Source organism: Actinomadura sp. RB99 (assembly GCF_014706005.1).
Lineage (GTDB): Bacteria > Actinomycetota > Actinomycetes > Streptosporangiales > Streptosporangiaceae > Spirillospora.
The window spans coordinates 64,861-81,778 of the sequence record NZ_JABMCA010000027.1; the positions used below are offsets into that span (position 1 = coordinate 64,861).

Annotated in this window: 19 protein-coding genes; 15 read left to right on the forward strand and 4 right to left on the reverse strand. The window is 71.6% G+C overall.

Going from position 1 to position 16,918, the window contains the following annotated elements:
* Positions 1-47 precede the first annotated feature (47 nt).
* The 9 genes from ffh (at position 48) to amrb99_RS23870 (ending at position 7,100) form a co-directional block, all read left to right on the forward strand.
* Complete coding sequence (gene ffh, locus amrb99_RS23830) at positions 48-1,637, forward strand: signal recognition particle protein (protein ID WP_190859735.1); 1,590 nt, start codon at positions 48-50, stop codon at positions 1,635-1,637.
* A 572-nt stretch (positions 1,638-2,209) separates the two neighbouring features.
* Positions 2,210-2,659 carry a 30S ribosomal protein S16 gene (rpsP, locus tag amrb99_RS23835; RefSeq protein ID WP_190859737.1) on the forward strand — a complete coding sequence of 150 codons (450 nt, stop codon included), beginning with the start codon at positions 2,210-2,212 and terminating at the stop codon, positions 2,657-2,659.
* Position 2,660: 1 nt separating this feature from the next.
* Positions 2,661-2,903 (forward strand): RNA-binding protein, encoded by a 243-nt coding sequence (locus tag amrb99_RS23840; RefSeq protein ID WP_021598307.1) that lies wholly within the window; start codon positions 2,661-2,663, stop codon positions 2,901-2,903.
* Positions 2,904-3,037: 134 nt separating this feature from the next.
* Positions 3,038-3,550 carry a ribosome maturation factor RimM gene (gene rimM / locus amrb99_RS23845; protein WP_190859739.1) on the forward strand — a complete coding sequence of 171 codons (513 nt, stop codon included), beginning with the start codon at positions 3,038-3,040 and terminating at the stop codon, positions 3,548-3,550.
* Positions 3,547-4,329, forward strand: coding sequence for a tRNA (guanosine(37)-N1)-methyltransferase TrmD (trmD, locus tag amrb99_RS23850; RefSeq protein WP_190859741.1), 783 nt, complete (start codon positions 3,547-3,549; stop codon positions 4,327-4,329). Before rimM ends, trmD begins: the two co-directional genes overlap by 4 nt.
* 114 nt (positions 4,330-4,443) lie before the next feature.
* Positions 4,444-4,794 (forward strand): 50S ribosomal protein L19, encoded by a 351-nt coding sequence (gene rplS, locus amrb99_RS23855; protein ID WP_067461562.1) that lies wholly within the window; start codon positions 4,444-4,446, stop codon positions 4,792-4,794.
* Between the two features lie 168 nt (positions 4,795-4,962).
* On the forward strand, positions 4,963-5,892 hold the full coding sequence (gene lepB / locus amrb99_RS23860; protein ID WP_347256820.1) for a signal peptidase I: 930 nt from the start codon (positions 4,963-4,965) through the stop codon (positions 5,890-5,892).
* A gap of 168 nt (positions 5,893-6,060) precedes the next feature.
* A complete protein-coding gene (locus amrb99_RS23865) occupies positions 6,061-6,789 on the forward strand; it encodes a ribonuclease HII (protein ID WP_190859745.1) in 729 nt (242 codons plus the stop codon).
* A complete protein-coding gene (locus amrb99_RS23870) occupies positions 6,786-7,100 on the forward strand; it encodes a DUF2469 domain-containing protein (protein WP_151539670.1) in 315 nt (104 codons plus the stop codon). The genes amrb99_RS23865 and amrb99_RS23870 overlap by 4 nt, the downstream gene beginning before the upstream one ends.
* 124 nt (positions 7,101-7,224) lie before the next feature.
* Here amrb99_RS23870 and dprA read toward each other — a convergent pair whose 3' ends face one another.
* The 3 genes from dprA to amrb99_RS23885 are packed head-to-tail and all read right to left on the reverse strand — an operon-like array spanning position 7,225 to position 10,283.
* Positions 7,225-8,370, reverse strand: coding sequence for a DNA-processing protein DprA (gene dprA, locus amrb99_RS23875; protein ID WP_241755853.1), 1,146 nt, complete (start codon positions 8,368-8,370; stop codon positions 7,225-7,227).
* A 5-nt stretch (positions 8,371-8,375) separates the two neighbouring features.
* Positions 8,376-9,929, reverse strand: a complete 1,554-nt coding sequence (locus amrb99_RS23880; RefSeq protein WP_190859755.1) for a YifB family Mg chelatase-like AAA ATPase — start codon at positions 9,927-9,929, stop codon at positions 8,376-8,378.
* A complete protein-coding gene (locus amrb99_RS23885; protein WP_190859757.1) occupies positions 9,930-10,283 on the reverse strand; it encodes a YraN family protein in 354 nt (117 codons plus the stop codon).
* 156 nt (positions 10,284-10,439) lie between these two features.
* Between amrb99_RS23885 and amrb99_RS23890 the strand changes: the two genes are divergently transcribed.
* The gene (locus amrb99_RS23890) at positions 10,440-11,345 is read left to right on the forward strand and encodes a tyrosine recombinase XerC (RefSeq protein ID WP_347256821.1); all 906 of its coding nucleotides are present in this window, start codon (positions 10,440-10,442) and stop codon (positions 11,343-11,345) included.
* 39 nt (positions 11,346-11,384) lie between these two features.
* On the opposite strand, the gene amrb99_RS23895 is transcribed toward amrb99_RS23890, so the two are convergent.
* The gene (locus amrb99_RS23895; protein ID WP_190859759.1) at positions 11,385-12,116 is read right to left on the reverse strand and encodes a M23 family metallopeptidase; all 732 of its coding nucleotides are present in this window, start codon (positions 12,114-12,116) and stop codon (positions 11,385-11,387) included.
* Positions 12,117-12,512: 396 nt separating this feature from the next.
* On the opposite strand from amrb99_RS23895, the gene rpsB reads away from it, so the two are divergent.
* The 5 genes from rpsB to amrb99_RS23920 all read left to right on the forward strand — a co-directional run bounded on the left by rpsB (position 12,513) and on the right by amrb99_RS23920 (position 16,877).
* Positions 12,513-13,472: a 30S ribosomal protein S2 gene (rpsB, locus tag amrb99_RS23900; protein WP_190859762.1), complete on the forward strand. Its 960-nt coding sequence runs from the start codon at positions 12,513-12,515 to the stop codon at positions 13,470-13,472.
* An 83-nt stretch (positions 13,473-13,555) separates the two neighbouring features.
* Positions 13,556-14,392, forward strand: a complete 837-nt coding sequence (gene tsf, locus amrb99_RS23905) for a translation elongation factor Ts (RefSeq protein ID WP_190859764.1) — start codon at positions 13,556-13,558, stop codon at positions 14,390-14,392.
* Positions 14,393-14,448: 56 nt separating this feature from the next.
* Positions 14,449-15,228: a UMP kinase gene (gene pyrH / locus amrb99_RS23910; RefSeq protein ID WP_151539737.1), complete on the forward strand. Its 780-nt coding sequence runs from the start codon at positions 14,449-14,451 to the stop codon at positions 15,226-15,228.
* A gap of 51 nt (positions 15,229-15,279) precedes the next feature.
* Positions 15,280-15,837, forward strand: coding sequence for a ribosome recycling factor (frr, locus tag amrb99_RS23915; RefSeq protein ID WP_190859765.1), 558 nt, complete (start codon positions 15,280-15,282; stop codon positions 15,835-15,837).
* Between the two features lie 56 nt (positions 15,838-15,893).
* Positions 15,894-16,877 carry a phosphatidate cytidylyltransferase gene (locus amrb99_RS23920; RefSeq protein ID WP_190859768.1) on the forward strand — a complete coding sequence of 328 codons (984 nt, stop codon included), beginning with the start codon at positions 15,894-15,896 and terminating at the stop codon, positions 16,875-16,877.
* The last annotated feature ends 41 nt before the right edge of the window (positions 16,878-16,918 follow it).

Consider the following 16,918-nt stretch of genomic DNA (forward strand, 5'->3'; position numbering starts at 1 on the left):
TACGCTGATAGGCGATCCCAGAAGCTTTCCAAGGACGGTCCAGACACGTGTTCGAGACGCTCTCCGACCGGTTGACGACGGTCTTCTCGTCGCTGCGCAGCAAGGGCCGGCTCTCCGAGGCCGACATCAACGCGACGGCCCGCGAGATCCGCATCGCGCTGCTCGAGGCAGACGTCGCGCTGCCCGTGGTCAAGGACTTCATCGCGCAGGTCAAGGAGCGGGCCCGCGGCGCGGAGGTCTCGCAGGCGCTGAACCCGGCGCAGCAGGTCGTCAAGATCGTCAACGAGGAGCTCATCAACATCCTCGGCGGCGAGACCCGCCGGATCCGGTTCGCCAAGACCCCGCCGACCGTGATCATGCTCGCCGGCCTGCAGGGCGCGGGCAAGACCACCCTCGCCGGCAAGCTGGCCCGGTGGCTGAAGGCCGAGGGCCACACCCCGATGCTCGTCGCCGCCGACCTGCAGCGCCCGAACGCCGTCCAGCAGCTCCAGGTCGTCGGCGAGCGCGCCGGCGTCGCGGTCTTCGCGCCCGAGCCGGGCAGCGGCGTCGGCGATCCCGTCGACGTCGCCCGCCGCTCCATCGACCAGGCCCGGCACGCCCAGCACGACATCGTCGTCATCGACACCGCCGGCCGCCTCGGCATCGACGCCGAGATGATGCAGCAGGCCATCGACATCCGCGACGCCGTCAAGCCCGACGACGTGCTGTTCGTCGTCGACGCCATGGTCGGCCAGGACGCCGTCAACACCGCCCAGGCGTTCATGGACGGCGTCGGCTTCGACGGGGTCGTGCTCACCAAGCTCGACGGCGACGCCCGCGGCGGCGCCGCGCTGTCGGTCCGGCACATCACCGGCCGTCCGATCATGTTCGCCTCGACGGGCGAGAAGCTGGAGGACTTCAGCGTCTTCCACCCGGACCGGATGGCCGGCCGCATCCTCGACATGGGCGACATCCTCACCCTGATCGAGCAGGCCGAGCAGGCGTTCGACGCCGAGCAGGCCGAGCGGATGAGCAGCAAGTTCGCCTCGGGCGAGGACTTCACCCTCGAGGACTTCCTCGAGCAGATGATGATGATCCGCAAGCTCGGCCCGATCGGCAACCTGCTCGGGATGATGCCCGGCATGGGGCAGGTCCGCGACCAGATCAGCCAGATCGACGACAAGGACCTGGACCGGATCGCCGCGATCATCCGCTCCATGACCCCGCAGGAGCGCGCCCAGCCGAAGATCATCAACGGCTCCCGGCGGGCCCGCATCGCCAAGGGCTCCGGCGTCGGCGTCGGCGAGGTCAACAGCCTCGTCACCCGGTTCTTCGACGCGCAGAAGATGATGCGGCAGATGGCCGGCGGCATGGGCCTGCCCGGCATGCCCGGAGGCCGCCGCAAGGCGGCCAAGGCCGCGAAGGCCGCCAAGAACAAGAAGGGCAAGCAGCGCAGCGGCGACCCGCGCAAGCGCGCCGGCGGCAAGCAGCCCCAGGAGCAGCAGCCCGCGGCCGGCGGCGCGCCGAAGGGACTGCCGCCCGGCCTCGGCGGCCCCGGCGGCCCCGGCGGCGGCCTGCCCCCGGGCCTCGGCGGCCAGCTGCCCCCCGGCTTCCAGATGCCCGACCTCGGCAAGCTCCAGAACCGCAAGAACAAGTGACCGCGCCCGGCGCACCGCCCTGACGGGACGGTGCGCCGGCCCGCGCACACCCCGCCGCCGCCCCCGAGCGCCCCTCCCGGCGTACATCTCGCCGTTGGTCCGCGGGCGCTCTCTCGGCGCACATCTGGCCGTCGGCCTGGGGGCGCTCTCCTGGCGTACATCTCGCCGCCGCCCCCGAGCGTCCCCTACGCATCCCTCGCTGCCGGGCCGCCAGCGTCCCTCCGCGCACACCTCGCCGCCGGGCCACGAGCGCCTTCCCGCGCACCCTTCGCCGTCGGCCTGCGAGCGCCCTCCCGCGCACCCCTCGGCGCCGGGCCATCGGAGCGCCCGAAGGGAAGCGCCGCCCAGCTCAGCGGGGCCTTCGGGGCGGCGTCGCGCGACAGGGCAACACGGCTTCCGCCGATTGCGCGTTCACGGCGACGATCTGGCAGAATGACAGGCTGGAAACCCGGACCCGCGAGGCGCCCTCTCTCGTCCTGCGCGGCCGGAGTCCATCGGGCGGCGGTGAGCCGGTGTTCCCCACCTGGCACGGGCCGCCCACCCTGTAATGAAGTCTGGAGTACACCACACCCGTGGCAGTCAAGATCAAGCTCAAGCGTCTGGGGAAGATCCGGAACCCGCAGTACCGGATCGTCGTCGCCGACGCCCGCACCAAGCGTGACGGGCGGGCCATCGAGGAGATCGGGCTCTACCAGCCCAAGCAGGAGCCGTCGCTCATCCAGATCGACTCCGAGCGCGCGCAGTACTGGCTCGGCGTCGGCGCGCAGCCGACCGAGCCCGTGCTCAACCTGCTGAAGATCACCGGCGACTGGCAGAAGTTCAAGGGCGAGCCCGGCGCCGAGGGCACCCTCAAGGTCGCCGAGCCCAAGGCCGACCGGAAGGCCGCCTTCGAGGCCGCCGTCAAGGAGTCGATGGGCGACGACGCCGCCGAGGCCACCGCCGCCCGCGGCAAGAAGAAGGCCGAGCCGAAGAAGTCCGAGGCGAAGGCCACCGAGACCGACGAAGCCAAGAGCGAGGGCTGACGTGCTCGAAGAAGCGCTCGAGCACCTGGTCCGCGGGATCGTGGAGAACCCGGACGACGTCCGGGTCCGCGCCCGCCGGATCAGGGGCGGCCGGGTCCTGGAGGTGCGCGTGCACCCCGAGGACCTCGGCAAGGTCATCGGCCGCAGCGGTCGTACCGCCAAGGCCCTGCGCACCGTCATCAGCGCCCTTTCCGGGGGCCGGTACGTGCGCGTGGACCTGCTCGACGTCAACGAGGTCCGCTGAGTGAGCCCCTGGCATCGCGCATGCCGGGGCACGCTCGCCCCGGTGGTGGCCGTCCCGGCCGCCGCCGGAAGCGGTTCGCCGGCGGGCCTCGCGCCCGCCGGCCCTCGTAGCCTCGCCCTCCGGGGGCGAGGCCGATGAGCGACCCGCTGGTCGTCGGGCGCATCGGCCGCCCGCACGGCGTCCGCGGCGAGGTCACCGTCGACGTCCGCACCGACGACCCGGAAGGCCGGTTCGCCGCCGGCACCCGGATCGAGACCGATCCCGCGTCCACCGGCCCCCTCACCGTTGAACGGGCCCGATGGCACTCGGGACGCCTGCTCCTGCGCTTCGCCGGAATCGACGACCGCGATGCCGCGGAGACCCTCCGCGGCACCTGGCTGGTCGTCGACTCCGGTGACATCCCCCCCTCCGCCGACCCCGACGAGTACCACGACCAGGAACTGATCGGGCTCGCCGTCGTCACCACCGCCGGCGCCGACGTCGGCGAGGTCGCCGGCATCCTGCACCACGGCCAGGACCTGCTGGTCGTGCGCGGCCCCGGCGGCGAGACCCTCGTCCCCTTCGTGGCCGCGCTCGTCCCCGAGGTCGACGTCGCCGGCGGCCGGCTCGTGATCGACCCGCCCCCCGGCCTGCTCGACGGATCATGAAACTCGACATCGTCACGATCTTCCCGGAGTACTTCGCGCCCCTGGAGATCTCCCTGCTCGGCAAGGCCCGCCGCACCGGGCTGCTCGACGTGCACGTGCACGACCTGCGCGACTGGACCCACGACCGCCACCGCACCGTGGACGACACCCCCTACGGCGGCGGCCCCGGCATGGTCATGAAGCCCGAACCCTGGGGCGAGGCCCTCGACGACCTCGCGCCGCCCGGCGCCGCCCCCCGCATGATCATCCCGACGCCCAGCGGCCGCCCGTTCACCCAGGCGCTCGCCGCCGAGTACGCCGCCGAGCCGTGGCTGCTGTTCGCCTGCGGCCGCTACGAGGGCATCGACTCCCGCGTCGCCGAAGACGCCCGCACCCGCATGCCGGTGGACGAGGTCAGCCTCGGCGACTTCGTCCTCGCCGGCGGCGAGGTCGCCGTCCTGGTCATGGTCGAGGCGGTCGGACGCCTCCTGCCCGGCGTCCTCGGCAACGCCGACTCCGTCGCCGACGACTCCTTCGCCCCCGGCGCGATGGAGTCGCTGCTCGAAGGCCCCGTCTACACCAAGCCGCCGGTCTGGCGGGACCGCGCCGTCCCCGACGTCCTGCTGTCCGGCCACCACGGCGCGATCGCCCGCTGGCGCCGCGACGAGGCGCTGCGCCGCACCGCCCGGCACCGCCCCGAACTGCTGCCCCGGCTCGCGTCCGGCGGCCTCGACGAGCATGATCGCCGGGTGCTGCGGGAGGCCGGTTTTCCGGTTGACGCCGAAGATATGGCAGACTAAAGCGTCCGTGCGCTCGTACGCGCGGTACGAAGACCACTCTCCGCGGCGCGACGCCCCCACCGATGTCCCATGGGGCCTCTCGACGCCCGCGTTCGACCAAGAGGAACCGCTGCGATGCACACCCTGATCCAGGAGATCGAGAAGGCCGCCATGCGCGCCGACGTCCCGGACTTCCGTCCGGGCGACACGCTGAAGGTGCACGTGCGCGTCACCGAAGGCAACCGGAGCCGTATCCAGGTCTTCCAGGGCGTGGTGATCCGGCGGCAGGGCGGCGGCGCCCGCGAGACCTTCACCGTGCGGAAGGTCAGCTACAGCGTCGGCGTCGAGCGGACGTTCCCGCTCAACAGCCCCTCGATCGACAAGATCGAGGTCGTCACCCGCGGCGACGTTCGCCGCGCCAAGCTGTACTACCTGCGCAACCTGCGCGGCAAGGCGGCGCGCATCAAGGAGAAGCGCGACTTCTGAGCCCGCTGATCGCCGACGCCCCGGGAACCCGCTGCGGTCTCCGGGGCGTTGCCCGTTTCGGGCTGATACGCGGTCGCGGTGCACGGCGACACGCCCAGCCGACCGGTGCTCGGGGCAGGTCGCCGCTAGGCTTTGTCCCTGATGACTGACGAGGACGATCGGAGAGACGTGCGATCCGAAGCCGAGGGCGCGGTGCCCGATGAAGAGGAGACCGTGACCTCCGCCGAGGAGAAGACGGCCGACGCCTCGGGCGACTCCGCCGACGACGGGAACGGCGGAGACGAGAAGGACCCCGCCGACGACGACGGCGAGAAGAAAAAGAAGAAGCCGGGCTCGTTCTGGAAGGAACTGCCCGTCCTGATCGTCGTCGCGGTCGTCCTCGCCCTCGTCATCAAGGCCTTCGCGGTCCAGGCGTTCTACATCCCGTCCGGTTCCATGGAGAACACCCTCCAGATCGGCGACCGGGTCCTCGTCAACAAGATCGTCTACCACACCCGCGACATCCACCGCGGCGACGTCGTCGTCTTCAACGGCCTCGACTCCTGGGACCCCGAGACCCACATCTCGAAGCCGACCAACCCGTTCTCCAAGGCGCTGCGCGCCGTCGGCACCGCCTTCGGCGTGGCGCCCAACGAGAAGGACTACATCAAGCGCGTCATCGGCGTCCCCGGCGACCACGTCCGCTGCTGCGACGCGCAGGGCCGCGTCACCGTCAACGGCGTCCCCCTGAACGAGAAGTCCTACCTCTACACCGACCCGGTGACCCACGAGCAGAACAAGCCGTCCAACGAGCCGTTCGACGCCTACGTGAAGCCGGGCCAGCTCTGGGTCATGGGCGACCACCGGGAGCTCTCCTACGACTCCCGCTCCCACCGCGGCGACCCCGGCGGCGGGACCATCCCCACCGACCGCGTCATCGGCCGCGCCTTCGTGATCGTCTGGCCGCTGAACCGCATCGACACCCTGCCGATCCCGGACACCTTCAAGCAGGCCGGCTTCAAGACCGCCTCCATGGCGGCCCCTGCCACGCCCATGGCCCTCGGAATCCTCGGCACCCTTCCGATCGCCTACCTGCGCCGCAAACGCCGACGCCCGTAACCGCCGGTACACGACCCGCCGCGCCGCAGGCCCGCCCGGCGCCCTTTCGTTCTCGGCGCGCCCGCAACCGCCTTGTGGCCGGTCATGGGGGCGGCGTGATCGGGGACATGCCCGGAACAGTGGCATTCGGTGAGCGGCGGGGTGTTCGGGCGACGTACGCTGCGGAGCATGAAGGGTCGTCCACTTCGCTTCACGCCGCGCCGTGACGCGGGGCTGCACGCCTACGAGCGCGCCTTGGAGCACGCCGGGTTCAGTCCCGTGGCGGGTGTCGACGAGGCGGGCCGCGGGGCCTGCGCCGGCCCGCTGGTCGTCGGCGCCGTGATCCTCCAGGGCGGCCGGGGCGGGCGGATCGAGGGCCTCACCGATTCCAAGCTGCTGACGGCGGCGCGCCGCGAGGAGCTGTACGCCGAGATCACCGCGCGGGCGCGGGCGTGGAGCGCGATCATCGTGCCCTGCCACGACATCGACAGGATCGGCCTGCACCGCTGCAACGTCACCGGCATGCGGCGGGCTCTGGCGGTCCTGGACACCCGTCCCGCCTACGTCCTCAGCGACGGGTTCCCGGTGCCGGGGCTGGAGGCCCCGGGCCTGGCGGTGATCAAGGGCGACCAGGTCGCCGCCTGCGTGGCCGCCGCCTCCATCGTCGCGAAGGTCACCCGGGACCGCATCATGGTGGATCTCCATCAGCGCTACCCCGAGTACGGCTTCGACGTCCACAAGGGATACGTGACGCGCGCGCACGGTGCGGCGCTGGCCGAGCACGGGCCCTGTCCGGAGCATCGGTTCTCCTACGTCAATGTCGGGCGTGCCTTGCGTAACAATGGGGAGATGGCCTTGGGGGAGGAGACCGAAGGGGAGGTCCCCGGCGAGGGCCGTACGGAAGGGGCACGGGCGTGAGCGCCGAGGATCTCGAGAAGTACGAGACCGAGATGGAGCTGCAGCTCTATCGCGAGTACCGCGACGTCGTCGGGCTTTTCACCTACGTCGTCGAGACCGAGCGGAGGTTCTACCTCACCAACTCGGTCGACCTGCAGGTGCGCGGCGCCGACAACGGCGAGACCTACTTCGAGGTCACCATGCAGGACGCCTGGGTCTGGGACATGTACCGCCCCGCGCGCTTCGTCAAGAACGTGCGTGTCGTCACCTTCAAGGACGTCAACGTCGAGGAACTCGCGAAGAGCGACTTCGAACTCCCCTCCGATCAGTGACCCTCGCGCCAACCCCGCCCGCACCCACCACTCAGCGCCCCCACTGACCGTTCGGTGCGTTGGCGGCTCCAGACGCCTGGGGGCTGGGATGGGGGCATATTGTCTCCTTGGCTGGACGAGTGCGTTAGCGGGGGGATTTGGCGGACTTGGTGAGGCGCCAGCCGCTTGGGGCCCGTTCTATGAAGCCGGACGCCGCCAGCAGGCCGAGCTTGGCGTTGATGGCGGCCAGGTCCATGCCCGCCTTGGCGGCTAGGGCCGCCGGGCCGGTCGCGCCCCGCGCGGGAAAGGCCTCCAGGACGGCGCGCGTGACCGGTTCCAGGCGGTCGCGGGGAAGGACGGGCGTCTGCGGAGGCGGCGCGAGGTCGGCGCCCAGCCGACCGACGGCCTCGATGATCTCCTCGGTGCGGCTCACAAGAACGGTGCCCTCCTGCCGGAGAAGCTGGTGGCAGCCGACCGATGAGCGGGACGTGACCGGCCCCGGCATGGCCATCAGCACGCGGCCGAGCCTGCGGGCCCACGCCGCGGTGTTGAGGGCGCCGCTGCGGGCCTCCGCCTCGACGATCACCGAACCGCGGGAGAGAGCGGCGATCACCCGGTTGCGGACGAGGAAGCGCAGCCGGTGCGGATGGGTGCCGGGCGGCGACTCGCTCACCAGCAGGGACCGGCGTGCCATCTCCGCGAACAGGCCCTCGTTCGAGGCCGGGTAGGGCACGTCCACGCCGTTGGCCAGGACCGCGACCGTGCGGCCGTCGGCGGCCAGGGAGCCGCGGTGGGCGGCGGCGTCGATGCCGAGCGCTCCGCCGGAGACCACCGTCCAGCCGTCGTCGGCGAGCTCGGACGCGAAGTCGGAGGCCATCCGCTGCCCGTACGGGGACGAGGCGCGCGAGCCGACCATGGCGACCGATCTCAGGCAGGCGTGGCGCAGGTCCTCGGGGCCGCGGAGCCAGAGCGCGTAGGGCCGTTCACCACCGAGATCGTCGAGGGTGGTAGGCCATTCCGGTTCGCCTGGGCAGACCAGGCGGCCGCCGAACTGCGCGCAGACGGCCAGGTCGCGGTCGGGTTCGGCGGCGGCCAGGCGGATGCGCCAGTGCTCCAGCCGCTGGATCTCCTTCGGCGTGGTGGGCAGGTCGGCGGGGACGGCCCCGGAACGGATCACGTCGAGCGCCCCTTCGGCGCCGCAGTGCCCGACGACGCGGTTGAGGAACGCGTCGCCGGGTTCGGCGACGGCGGTGAGCGCGGCCCGGGCCGCCCGCTCCGGTGTCATGGGCATCGAGGTCATGACCGTCCCGCGTGCCAGAGCGCCAGGGCGCCGCCGATGTCGTCCGCGTCGGGCTCGTCGTGACCGGCGAGGTCGGCGATCGTCCACGCGACGCGCAGGACGCGGTCGAGGCCGCGTGCGCTGAGCGTTCCGCGTTGCAGCGACTCGTCCACCATCCGCATGGCCTCCGCGGCGGGCGTGAAGCGGCGGCGCAGCTCGGGACCGGGGATCTCCGAGTTCGTTCGCCATGGGGTACCGGTCAGGCGTTTCAGCGTCCGCTCCCTGGCGAGCATGACCCGGTCCGCCACCACCTTGCTGGCCTCGGCGAACTCCAGGTCGTAGCGGAGTTCGGCCCTGGTGGCGGGGGCGAGCTCCAGTTTGAGGTCGATGCGGTCGAGGAGCGGCCCGGTGACGCGGGTGCTGTACTTGCGGCGCACTCCGGGGGCGCAGGAGCAGTCGACCTGCTTGGCGGCGGCGCACGGGCACGGGTTGGCCGCCAGGACGAGGGTAAAGCGGGCGGGGAACCGGGAGGTGCCCTCGGCCCGGCTGATGCGCACCTCGCCCTCTTCGAGGGGCTGGCGCAGGGCGTCGAGGGTCCCCGCCATGAATTCGGGAGCCTCGTCCAGGAACAGGATGCCCCTGTGCGCGAGGGAGACGGCGCCCGGTTGCAGCACCCGGCCCGATCCGCCGCCGACCATGGACGCTCGGCTCGCCGTGTGGTGCGGCGCGTGGAACGGGGGCTGGGTGATCAGGGGCTGGCCGGGAGGGAGCGTTCCCGCGACGGAGTGGATCGCGGTGACCTCCAGCGCCGAGTCGGGCTCCAGCGGCGGCATCAGCGTCGGCAGCCGTTCCGCCAGCATGGTCTTCCCGCAGCCCGGCGGCCCGGTGAAGTACAGGTGGTGCCCGCCGGCGGCGCTGATCTCCAGCGCCCGCCGCGCCTCCGCCTGGCCGCGGACGTCGGCCAGGTCGAGATCGGCCGGGACGTCGAGCCGCCGGATCGCCGACCCGTCGGCCGCCACCGACACGTCGTCGGGCTCCGCCTCCTCGATGGGCGGCGGTTCGTCCCGCAGGATGCAGAGCAGGCCGCGCAGCGTCGCGGCGGAGACCACCTCCACGCCCGGGACGAGCTCGGCCTCGGCGGCGTTCGCCCGCGGGACGACGACGGTGCGGCACCCGTAGTTGGCGGCGGCCAGGACCGCGGGCAGCACGCCCTGGATCGGCCGGAGCCGGCCGTCCAGGCCGAGCTCGCCGATCATCACCAGCCCGGCGCAGGACCGCGCCGGGACGACCTCCGCGGCGGCGAGCAGGGCCACGGCTATGGCGAGGTCGAAGATCGACCCCTTCTTGGGCATGCTCGCGGGGAACAGGGAGACGGTGACGTGCCGGTTGGGCCAGTCCTCGCCGGAGTTGAAGATCGCCGCGCGGACGCGGTCGCGCGCCTCGCTGAGCGCGGTGTCGGGCAGCCCGACCAGGTGCAGGCCGGGCACTCCGCTGGTGAGGGCGGCCTCGACGTCCACGACGAAGCCGTCCACCCCCACCAGGGACACCGAGCGGGTCTTGGCGAGCGTCATTCAGCACACCTCCTTCAGATGATCGATCGAGAAGCCGTCGCCCTTGACGACCAGGCCGAGCACGTCCACCCGGACCTGCGCGCCGCCGACGCCGTGCGCGGCGGCCCACCGCCAGGCCAGCCGCCGTAACCGGGACGACTTGGCGGCCGTGATGGCCTCGAGCGGGTCGCCGTACAGGGCCGAGCGGCGGGTCTTCACCTCGCAGACGACGTGGGCGCGGCCGTCGTGCGCCACGATGTCGAGCTCGCCTTCGGGGCAGCGCCAGTTGCGGTCCAGCACCGTCCAGCCGAGCCCGGTCAGGTAGGCGGCCGCCGCGTCCTCTCCGCGCCGGCCCAGTTCGATGTGGGCGGTCATGTGCCTCACCTCCGGCCTCCGACGCTGCCGGAGGCCGGATCCGCGAAGCATGAGAACCAGGTTCTGTGGATAACCACCGGCGACATTCGCGGCGATCCGGCGGAAAGCGGCGGTGGGTGCTTGCTCAGGGCCGTCGGGTGCCGCAGCGTGGCCCTTGTGGATCTGAACGAGGCCGTGGACGAGTTCGGGCGGCACCTGCACGCGGAACGCGGCGTCTCGCCGCACACCCTGCGCGCCTACCTTGGCGACCTGGCGGACCTGTGCGCGTACGCGTCGGACGTCGGGGTGACGGACCCGGCGGGCCTGGACGTGTCGTTGCTGCGCGCCTGGCTCGCCCGCCAGCACGCCCTCGGGCGGGCGCGCGCCACGCTCGCCCGCCGGACGGCGGCGGTCCGGGCCTTCACCCACCACCTCCACCGGCGCGGGCTGCTGGAGAACGATCCGGGCCTCCTGCTGGGCACACCGAAGAAACGCCGCGACCTCCCCGGTGTGCTCACCCAGGACGATGCGGCGCGCCTTCTCGACACCATGGACGCCGAAGGGCCGATGGGGTTGCGCGACCTGGCCGTCCTGGAGGTCCTCTACGGGACGGGCGTGCGCGTCAGCGAACTCTGCGGCCTCGATATCGACGACCTGGACACCGGCCGCCGGACCATACGCGTTCTGGGCAAGGGGAGCCGGGAACGCACCGTCCCGGTGGGCGAGCCGGCCGTCCGGGCAGTGGAGGACTGGCTCAGGGCCGGCCGTCCGGCCGTGGTGACCGAGGACAGCGGCCCGGCCCTCTTCCTCGGAGCACGCGGAGGGCGCCTCCACCCCACCAGCGCGCGCCGCATCGTCCATTCACGGATCTCCGACGCCGGCACGATGCCCGACCTCAGCCCTCACGGCCTGCGCCACACCGCGGCCACACACCTGCTGGAGGGCGGCGCCGACCTCCGCAGCGTCCAGGAGATCCTCGGCCACGCGTCTCTGCAGACCACCCAGCTCTACACGCACGTCTCGGCCGAACGGCTCAAGCAGGTCCACCGCCAAGCCCACCCTCGCGCCGCCCGAGAGGACTAAGCGGTCCCTCCGCAGCTCGCTCCGGCTGTTCGGGGGCTCCTAGGTGCGTTCCTCGCGGCGGTGGGGGACGCGGCGCAGGCGCCGCTCGTGGGCGAGGTCGATGACCCCGGGCGGCGGCCGGCGGGACCGGACGCGTGCGCGGGTGCGGCGCCAGGCGAAGGACAGCGAGTAGGCGAGGACCAGTCCCGTGACGGCCCCACCGGTGGCCGTCGACGCGTCGCGGAGCGTCATGCCCGGAGCCGAGGGCTGCTCGGACGGGGGATGCCGCTCGTGTTCCTTCGACGATGCCTTCTGCGGCGGTGCGGCCTGCGGCCACTGGGGGAGCAGCCGTACTTCCCGCCTGACCAGGCTCAGCGGATCCAGGTAAACGCTGCCCTTGCGCAGGCCCCAGTGCAGGCAAGGCGTCGGGCAGTGGAGAGGCGCGTCCTCCAGGATGCCGATGCGGGCGCCCAAGGTCACCTGTAGCCCGGCCTTGACGCTGGGCTTGACGGGCAGGTACGTCGTGCGCAGCGGCCCGTGGTCGACGGCGACGACGCCCCGCCCCGCCAGGTGTCCGGCATACGAGACCCGTCCGGCCCCGGCGGCGTACACCGGCTCGCCGGGCCGTGCCGAGAGGTCGACCCCGCGGTGGCCGGGGCCCCACGGGACGGCGGGCGGGGAGAACGCGCGCAGGACCCGTGGCGCGGGCGGGCCTAACGGCCAGCGCCAGGCGCTCACCCCCGGAGAGCAGGCGGTGATCACGCAGGTGAGGAGCAGTGTGAGCAAGGTCATGCCCAGGAGCCTGCCGCCCGCGAACCCGGCCGTCGAGGAGGTCCGCCAACTGTGGATAACCGCTCGGTCCGTTGATTCCCGGGGGCGTCCGGGCCCTGATAATCTGTATGCGTGCCCGGAAGGACACCGGCCAGGGCCAGGCCGTCGCCGATCCGCCGTCAGGCGGGGAGGCGGGAAGCCGCTCTCGCGAGCGGAGAGGTCACGGATCCGGGGAACGTTTCCGGATCACAGCCGCCAGGGGCGTCCCGGCGGCTGATTTCACGCGTCCGCATGCCACCGAAAACATGGTGGGGCGCCGCCCCTCGGTCCGTCGCCGCGGCGACGGTGGGGCGATGCCCGGGCGCAGGGCGACAACCAAATGCGGCCCGGAAGGGCCAGAGAAGGAGAACACGGGCAATGGCACCCGTCGTCACCATGCGGCAGCTCCTGGAGAGCGGCGTCCACTTCGGCCACCAGACCCGCCGGTGGAACCCGAAGATGAAGCGCTTCATCCTCACGGAGCGCAACGGCATCTACATCATCGACCTGCAGCAGTCGCTGTCCTACATCGACCGCGCCTTCGAGTTCGTCAAGGCCACGGTCGCCCACGGCGGCACGATCCTGTTCGTCGGCACCAAGAAGCAGGCTCAGGAGTCCATCGCCGAGCAGGCCACCCGCGTCGGCATGCCCTACGTCAACCAGCGCTGGCTGGGCGGCATGCTGACCAACTTCTCCACCGTCCACAAGCGGCTCACCCGGCTCAAGGAGCTGGAGGAGATCAACTACGACGACGTGGCCGGCTCCGGCATGACCAAGAAGGAGCTGCTTGGCCTGCGCCGCGAGAAGGACAAGCTGGAGCGCACCCTCGGCGGTATCCGCGACATGGCGAAGGTCCCGAGCGCCATCTGGATCGTGGACACCAAGAAGGAGCACATCGCGGTCAACGAGGCCAAGAAGCTCGGCATCCCGGTCGTGGCCATCCTCGACACCAACTGCGACCCCGACGAGGTCGACTACCCGGTCCCGGGCAACGACGACGCCATCCGCAGCGTCAGCCTGCTGACCCGCGTCGTCGCCGACTCGGTGGCCGACGGCCTCCTCGCGCGCGCGGGCGCCGCGTCCGGCGGCGACGAGAAGCCGGCCGAGGGCGCCGCCTCCGGTGCCAGCGAGCCGCTCGCCGAGTGGGAGCGTGACCTGCTGGTGAACAAGCAGGCCGAGGACGAGGCCGCCGCCGCTCCGGCGGAGGCGGAGACCTCCGAGGCGCCCGCCGACGCCGCGCCGGCCGACGAGGCCGCGGGCGAGGCTCCGGCCGCGCCGGCCGACGAGGCGCCCGCCGAGGCTCCGGCGGAGGCCCCCGCCGAGGGCCAGCAGGCTTGATCCCACGGTCCCGGCGGCGTCGTGCCGACGCCGCCGGGACCGTCGCGGGTCCACGACCAACGACGAGAGAAGCGAAGAGAGCGATGGCCAACTTCACCGCCGCTGACGTCAAGCGGCTCCGCGACCTGACCGGCTCCGGCATGATGGCCGTAAAGAACGCCCTGACCGAGGCGGACGGCGACTTCGAGAAGGCCACGGAGCTGCTGCGCCTCAAGGGCGCCAAGGACGTCGGCAAGCGCGCCGAGCGCACCGCGGCCAACGGCCTGGTCGCCGAGCACTTCAACGGCTCGGGCGACGGCGCGCTGCTGGAGCTCAACTGCGAGACCGACTTCGTCGCCAAGAACGAGCAGTTCATTGAGCTGGCGAACCGGCTGGTCGAGTTCGCGGCGGGCAGCGGCGCGGCGGACGCGGCGTCCCTGCTCGGCGCCGAGATCGAGGCCGGCAAGACCGTCCAGGCCCTGATCGAGGAGAACAGCGCCAAGATCGGCGAGAAGCTGGAACTGCGCCGCTTCGCCCACTTCCAGGGCGCCTATGTGGCCAGCTACCTGCACAAGTCCGACCCGTCCCTGCCGCCGACCACCGGCGTGCTGGTCGAGCTGGACAAGGAGAACGCCGAGGTCGCCAAGGACGTCGCGCAGCAGATCGCGGCGATGGCGCCCAAGTACCTGAACCGCGACGAGATCCCCGCGGACGTGATCGAGAAGGAGCGGGCGCTCGCCGAGCAGCTCACCCGCGACGAGGGCAAGCCCGAGCAGGCCATCCCGAAGATCGTCGAGGGCCGGGTGAACGCCTACTTCCGCGACTTCGTGCTGCTCGAGCAGGCGTTCGTGAAGGACGGCAAGAAGACCATCGCGAAGGTCCTGGACGAGGCCGGCGTGAAGGTCGTGCGCTTCGCCCGGTTCAAGGTCGGGCAGGCGTAAGGGCACTCTGGAGACTGGGACCCGAGATTCAGCGACGCAACGAGGAGGCCGCCGACGTGCCGGAGAAGACGACCACCAGTGCGACGGCGGCCCCGTCGTCCGGGCAGCACGCGCCGCGCGCGGGCTGGAAGCGGGTGCTGCTGAAGCTCTCGGGCGAGGCGTTCGCCGGGCGCGATCCCCTGGGCATCGACCCGGAGGTCGTGCAGCACGTGGCGGAGGCCATCTCCGAGGCCGTGAAGGACGGCGTTCAGGTCGCGGTCGTGTGCGGCGGCGGCAACATGTTCCGCGGCGCGGTCATGGCCGAGCGCGGCATGGACCGCGGCCGCGCCGACTACATGGGGATGATCGGCACGGTCATCAACTGCCTGGCGCTGCAGGACTTCCTCGAGAAGCTCGGCCTCGACACGCGCGTGCAGACGGCCATCACCATGAGCCAGGTGGCCGAGCCGTACATCCCGCGGCGCGCCATCCGGCACCTGGAGAAGGGCCGGGTCGTCATCTTCGGCGCGGGGCTCGGGCAGCCGTTCTTCTCCACCGACACGACCGCCGCCCAGCGCGCGCTGGAGATCGGTGCCGAGGCGGTGCTGAAGGCGACTCAGGTCGACGGCGTCTACGACGCCGATCCTCGTAAGAGTCCAGAGGCGGTCAAGTTCGACCGTTTGGATTACGGTGAGGTTCTACAGCGGGGTCTGAAGGTCATGGACGCCACGGCCATCAGCCTCTGCATGGACAACGCGCTCCCCATCGTGGTCTTCGACCTCATGGGGCAGGGCAACATCGTCCGGGCCGTCCGGGGTGAGAAGATCGGCACGCTGGTCAGCCCGGCACAGGGCTGACCGCGGCCCGGAACGCGGTGCCAGGGCCGACCAGATGACATGGGAGTCACAGTGATCGACGAGACCCTCCTCGAAGCCGAGGAGAAGATGGAGAAGGCGGTCGCGGTCGCCAAGGAGGACTTCCAGGCCATCCGCACCGGCCGGGTCACCCCCGCCATGTTCAACAAGATCACCGCGGAGTACTACGGCACCCCGACGCCGGTCAACCAGCTGGCGTCGTTCACGCTGCCGGAGCCGCGGATGGTCATCGTGCAGGTCTTCGACAAGTCGTCCATGCAGGCGGTGGAGAAGGCGATCCGCGACAGCGACCTCGGCGTGAACCCCACCAACGACGGCAACGTCATCCGGGTGGTCTTCCCCGAGCTGTCGGAGGAGCGCCGCAAGGACTTCATCAAGGTCGCCGGCACCAAGGCCGAGGACAGCAAGATCTCCATCCGCAACATCCGCCGGCGCGCCAAGGACACCCTCGACAAGCTCGCCAAGGACGGCGAGGTCGGCGAGGACGAGGTGCGGCGTGCGGAGAAGGAGCTCGACGACACCACGCACAAGTACGTGGCGCAGATCGACGAGCTGCTCGAGCACAAGAAGGCCGAACTGCTCGAAGTTTGATGGGACTCGACGACGCCGGGGAGTCCACGGGCTCCCCGGATGAGCCGGAGGTCGACATGCCCGGCCCACCCCCGGGAGAAGCTCTGGACTCGCCCTCCGGCGAGGCGCCGGACGTCCCCGCAGGCCCCGCCGCCGAAGACGCGGCGCCCTCCGGTGTGACGTCCGTGACGGGCGCGCGCGCTGGATCCGAGGGGGAGCCGCCACCGGACCCGTCCGGCGGCGGGCGCCAGAGCAAGACCGGCAGGAACCTGCCGATGGCCATCGGCGTGGGCGTCGCCCTCGGCGCGCTGGTACTGCTCTCGCTCTACACGGTGAAGCCGATCTTCCTCGCCGTGATGGTGGTCTTCCTCTTCCTCGGTATGAGGGAGCTGACGGACGCCTTCAAGTCGCGCGGCATCCGGGTTCCGTTCATCCCGGTGGCGACCGGCATGGTGGCCACTCCGGTGGTCTCCTATGTGTGGGGGACCACCGCGGTGGTCGCGGCGGTGTCCCTCACCGTGCTCAGCATGATGCTGATCCGGATGACGGAGGGCGCGGACGGCTACGTCCGCGACGTCAGCGCGGGCTCGTTCGTCGCGGGCTACCTGGTGCTGATGGGCGGGATCGTCGCGCTCCTGATGCGGCCCGGCGACGGCGACGACCGCACGGTCATCTTCATTGCGACGACGGTGGCCAGCGACATCGGCGGCTACTTCGCCGGCACGTTCCTCGGCAAGCACAAGCTCGCCCCCACGATCAGCCCGAAGAAGACGTGGGAGGGCGTCACCGGCTCCGCGATCACCTGCATGATCGTCGGCGGGTGGCTGGTGTGGTGGCTGCTGGACGGGGGTCAGCCCTGGCAGGGCGCGCTGGTCGGCCTCGCCGCCGTGGTGACCGCGACCGGCGGCGACCTCATCGAGTCGATGATCAAGCGGGATCTCGGCATCAAGGACATGGGCACGCTGCTGCCGGGCCATGGCGGGGTCATGGACCGCCTCGACTCGCTGGTCGCGACGGCCCCCGTGGTGTGGCTGCTGCTGGAGCTGTTCGTCCCCAGCTAGACCCCTCAGGCGCCCTGGGCAGGGCCGGCCCCTGGATGGGG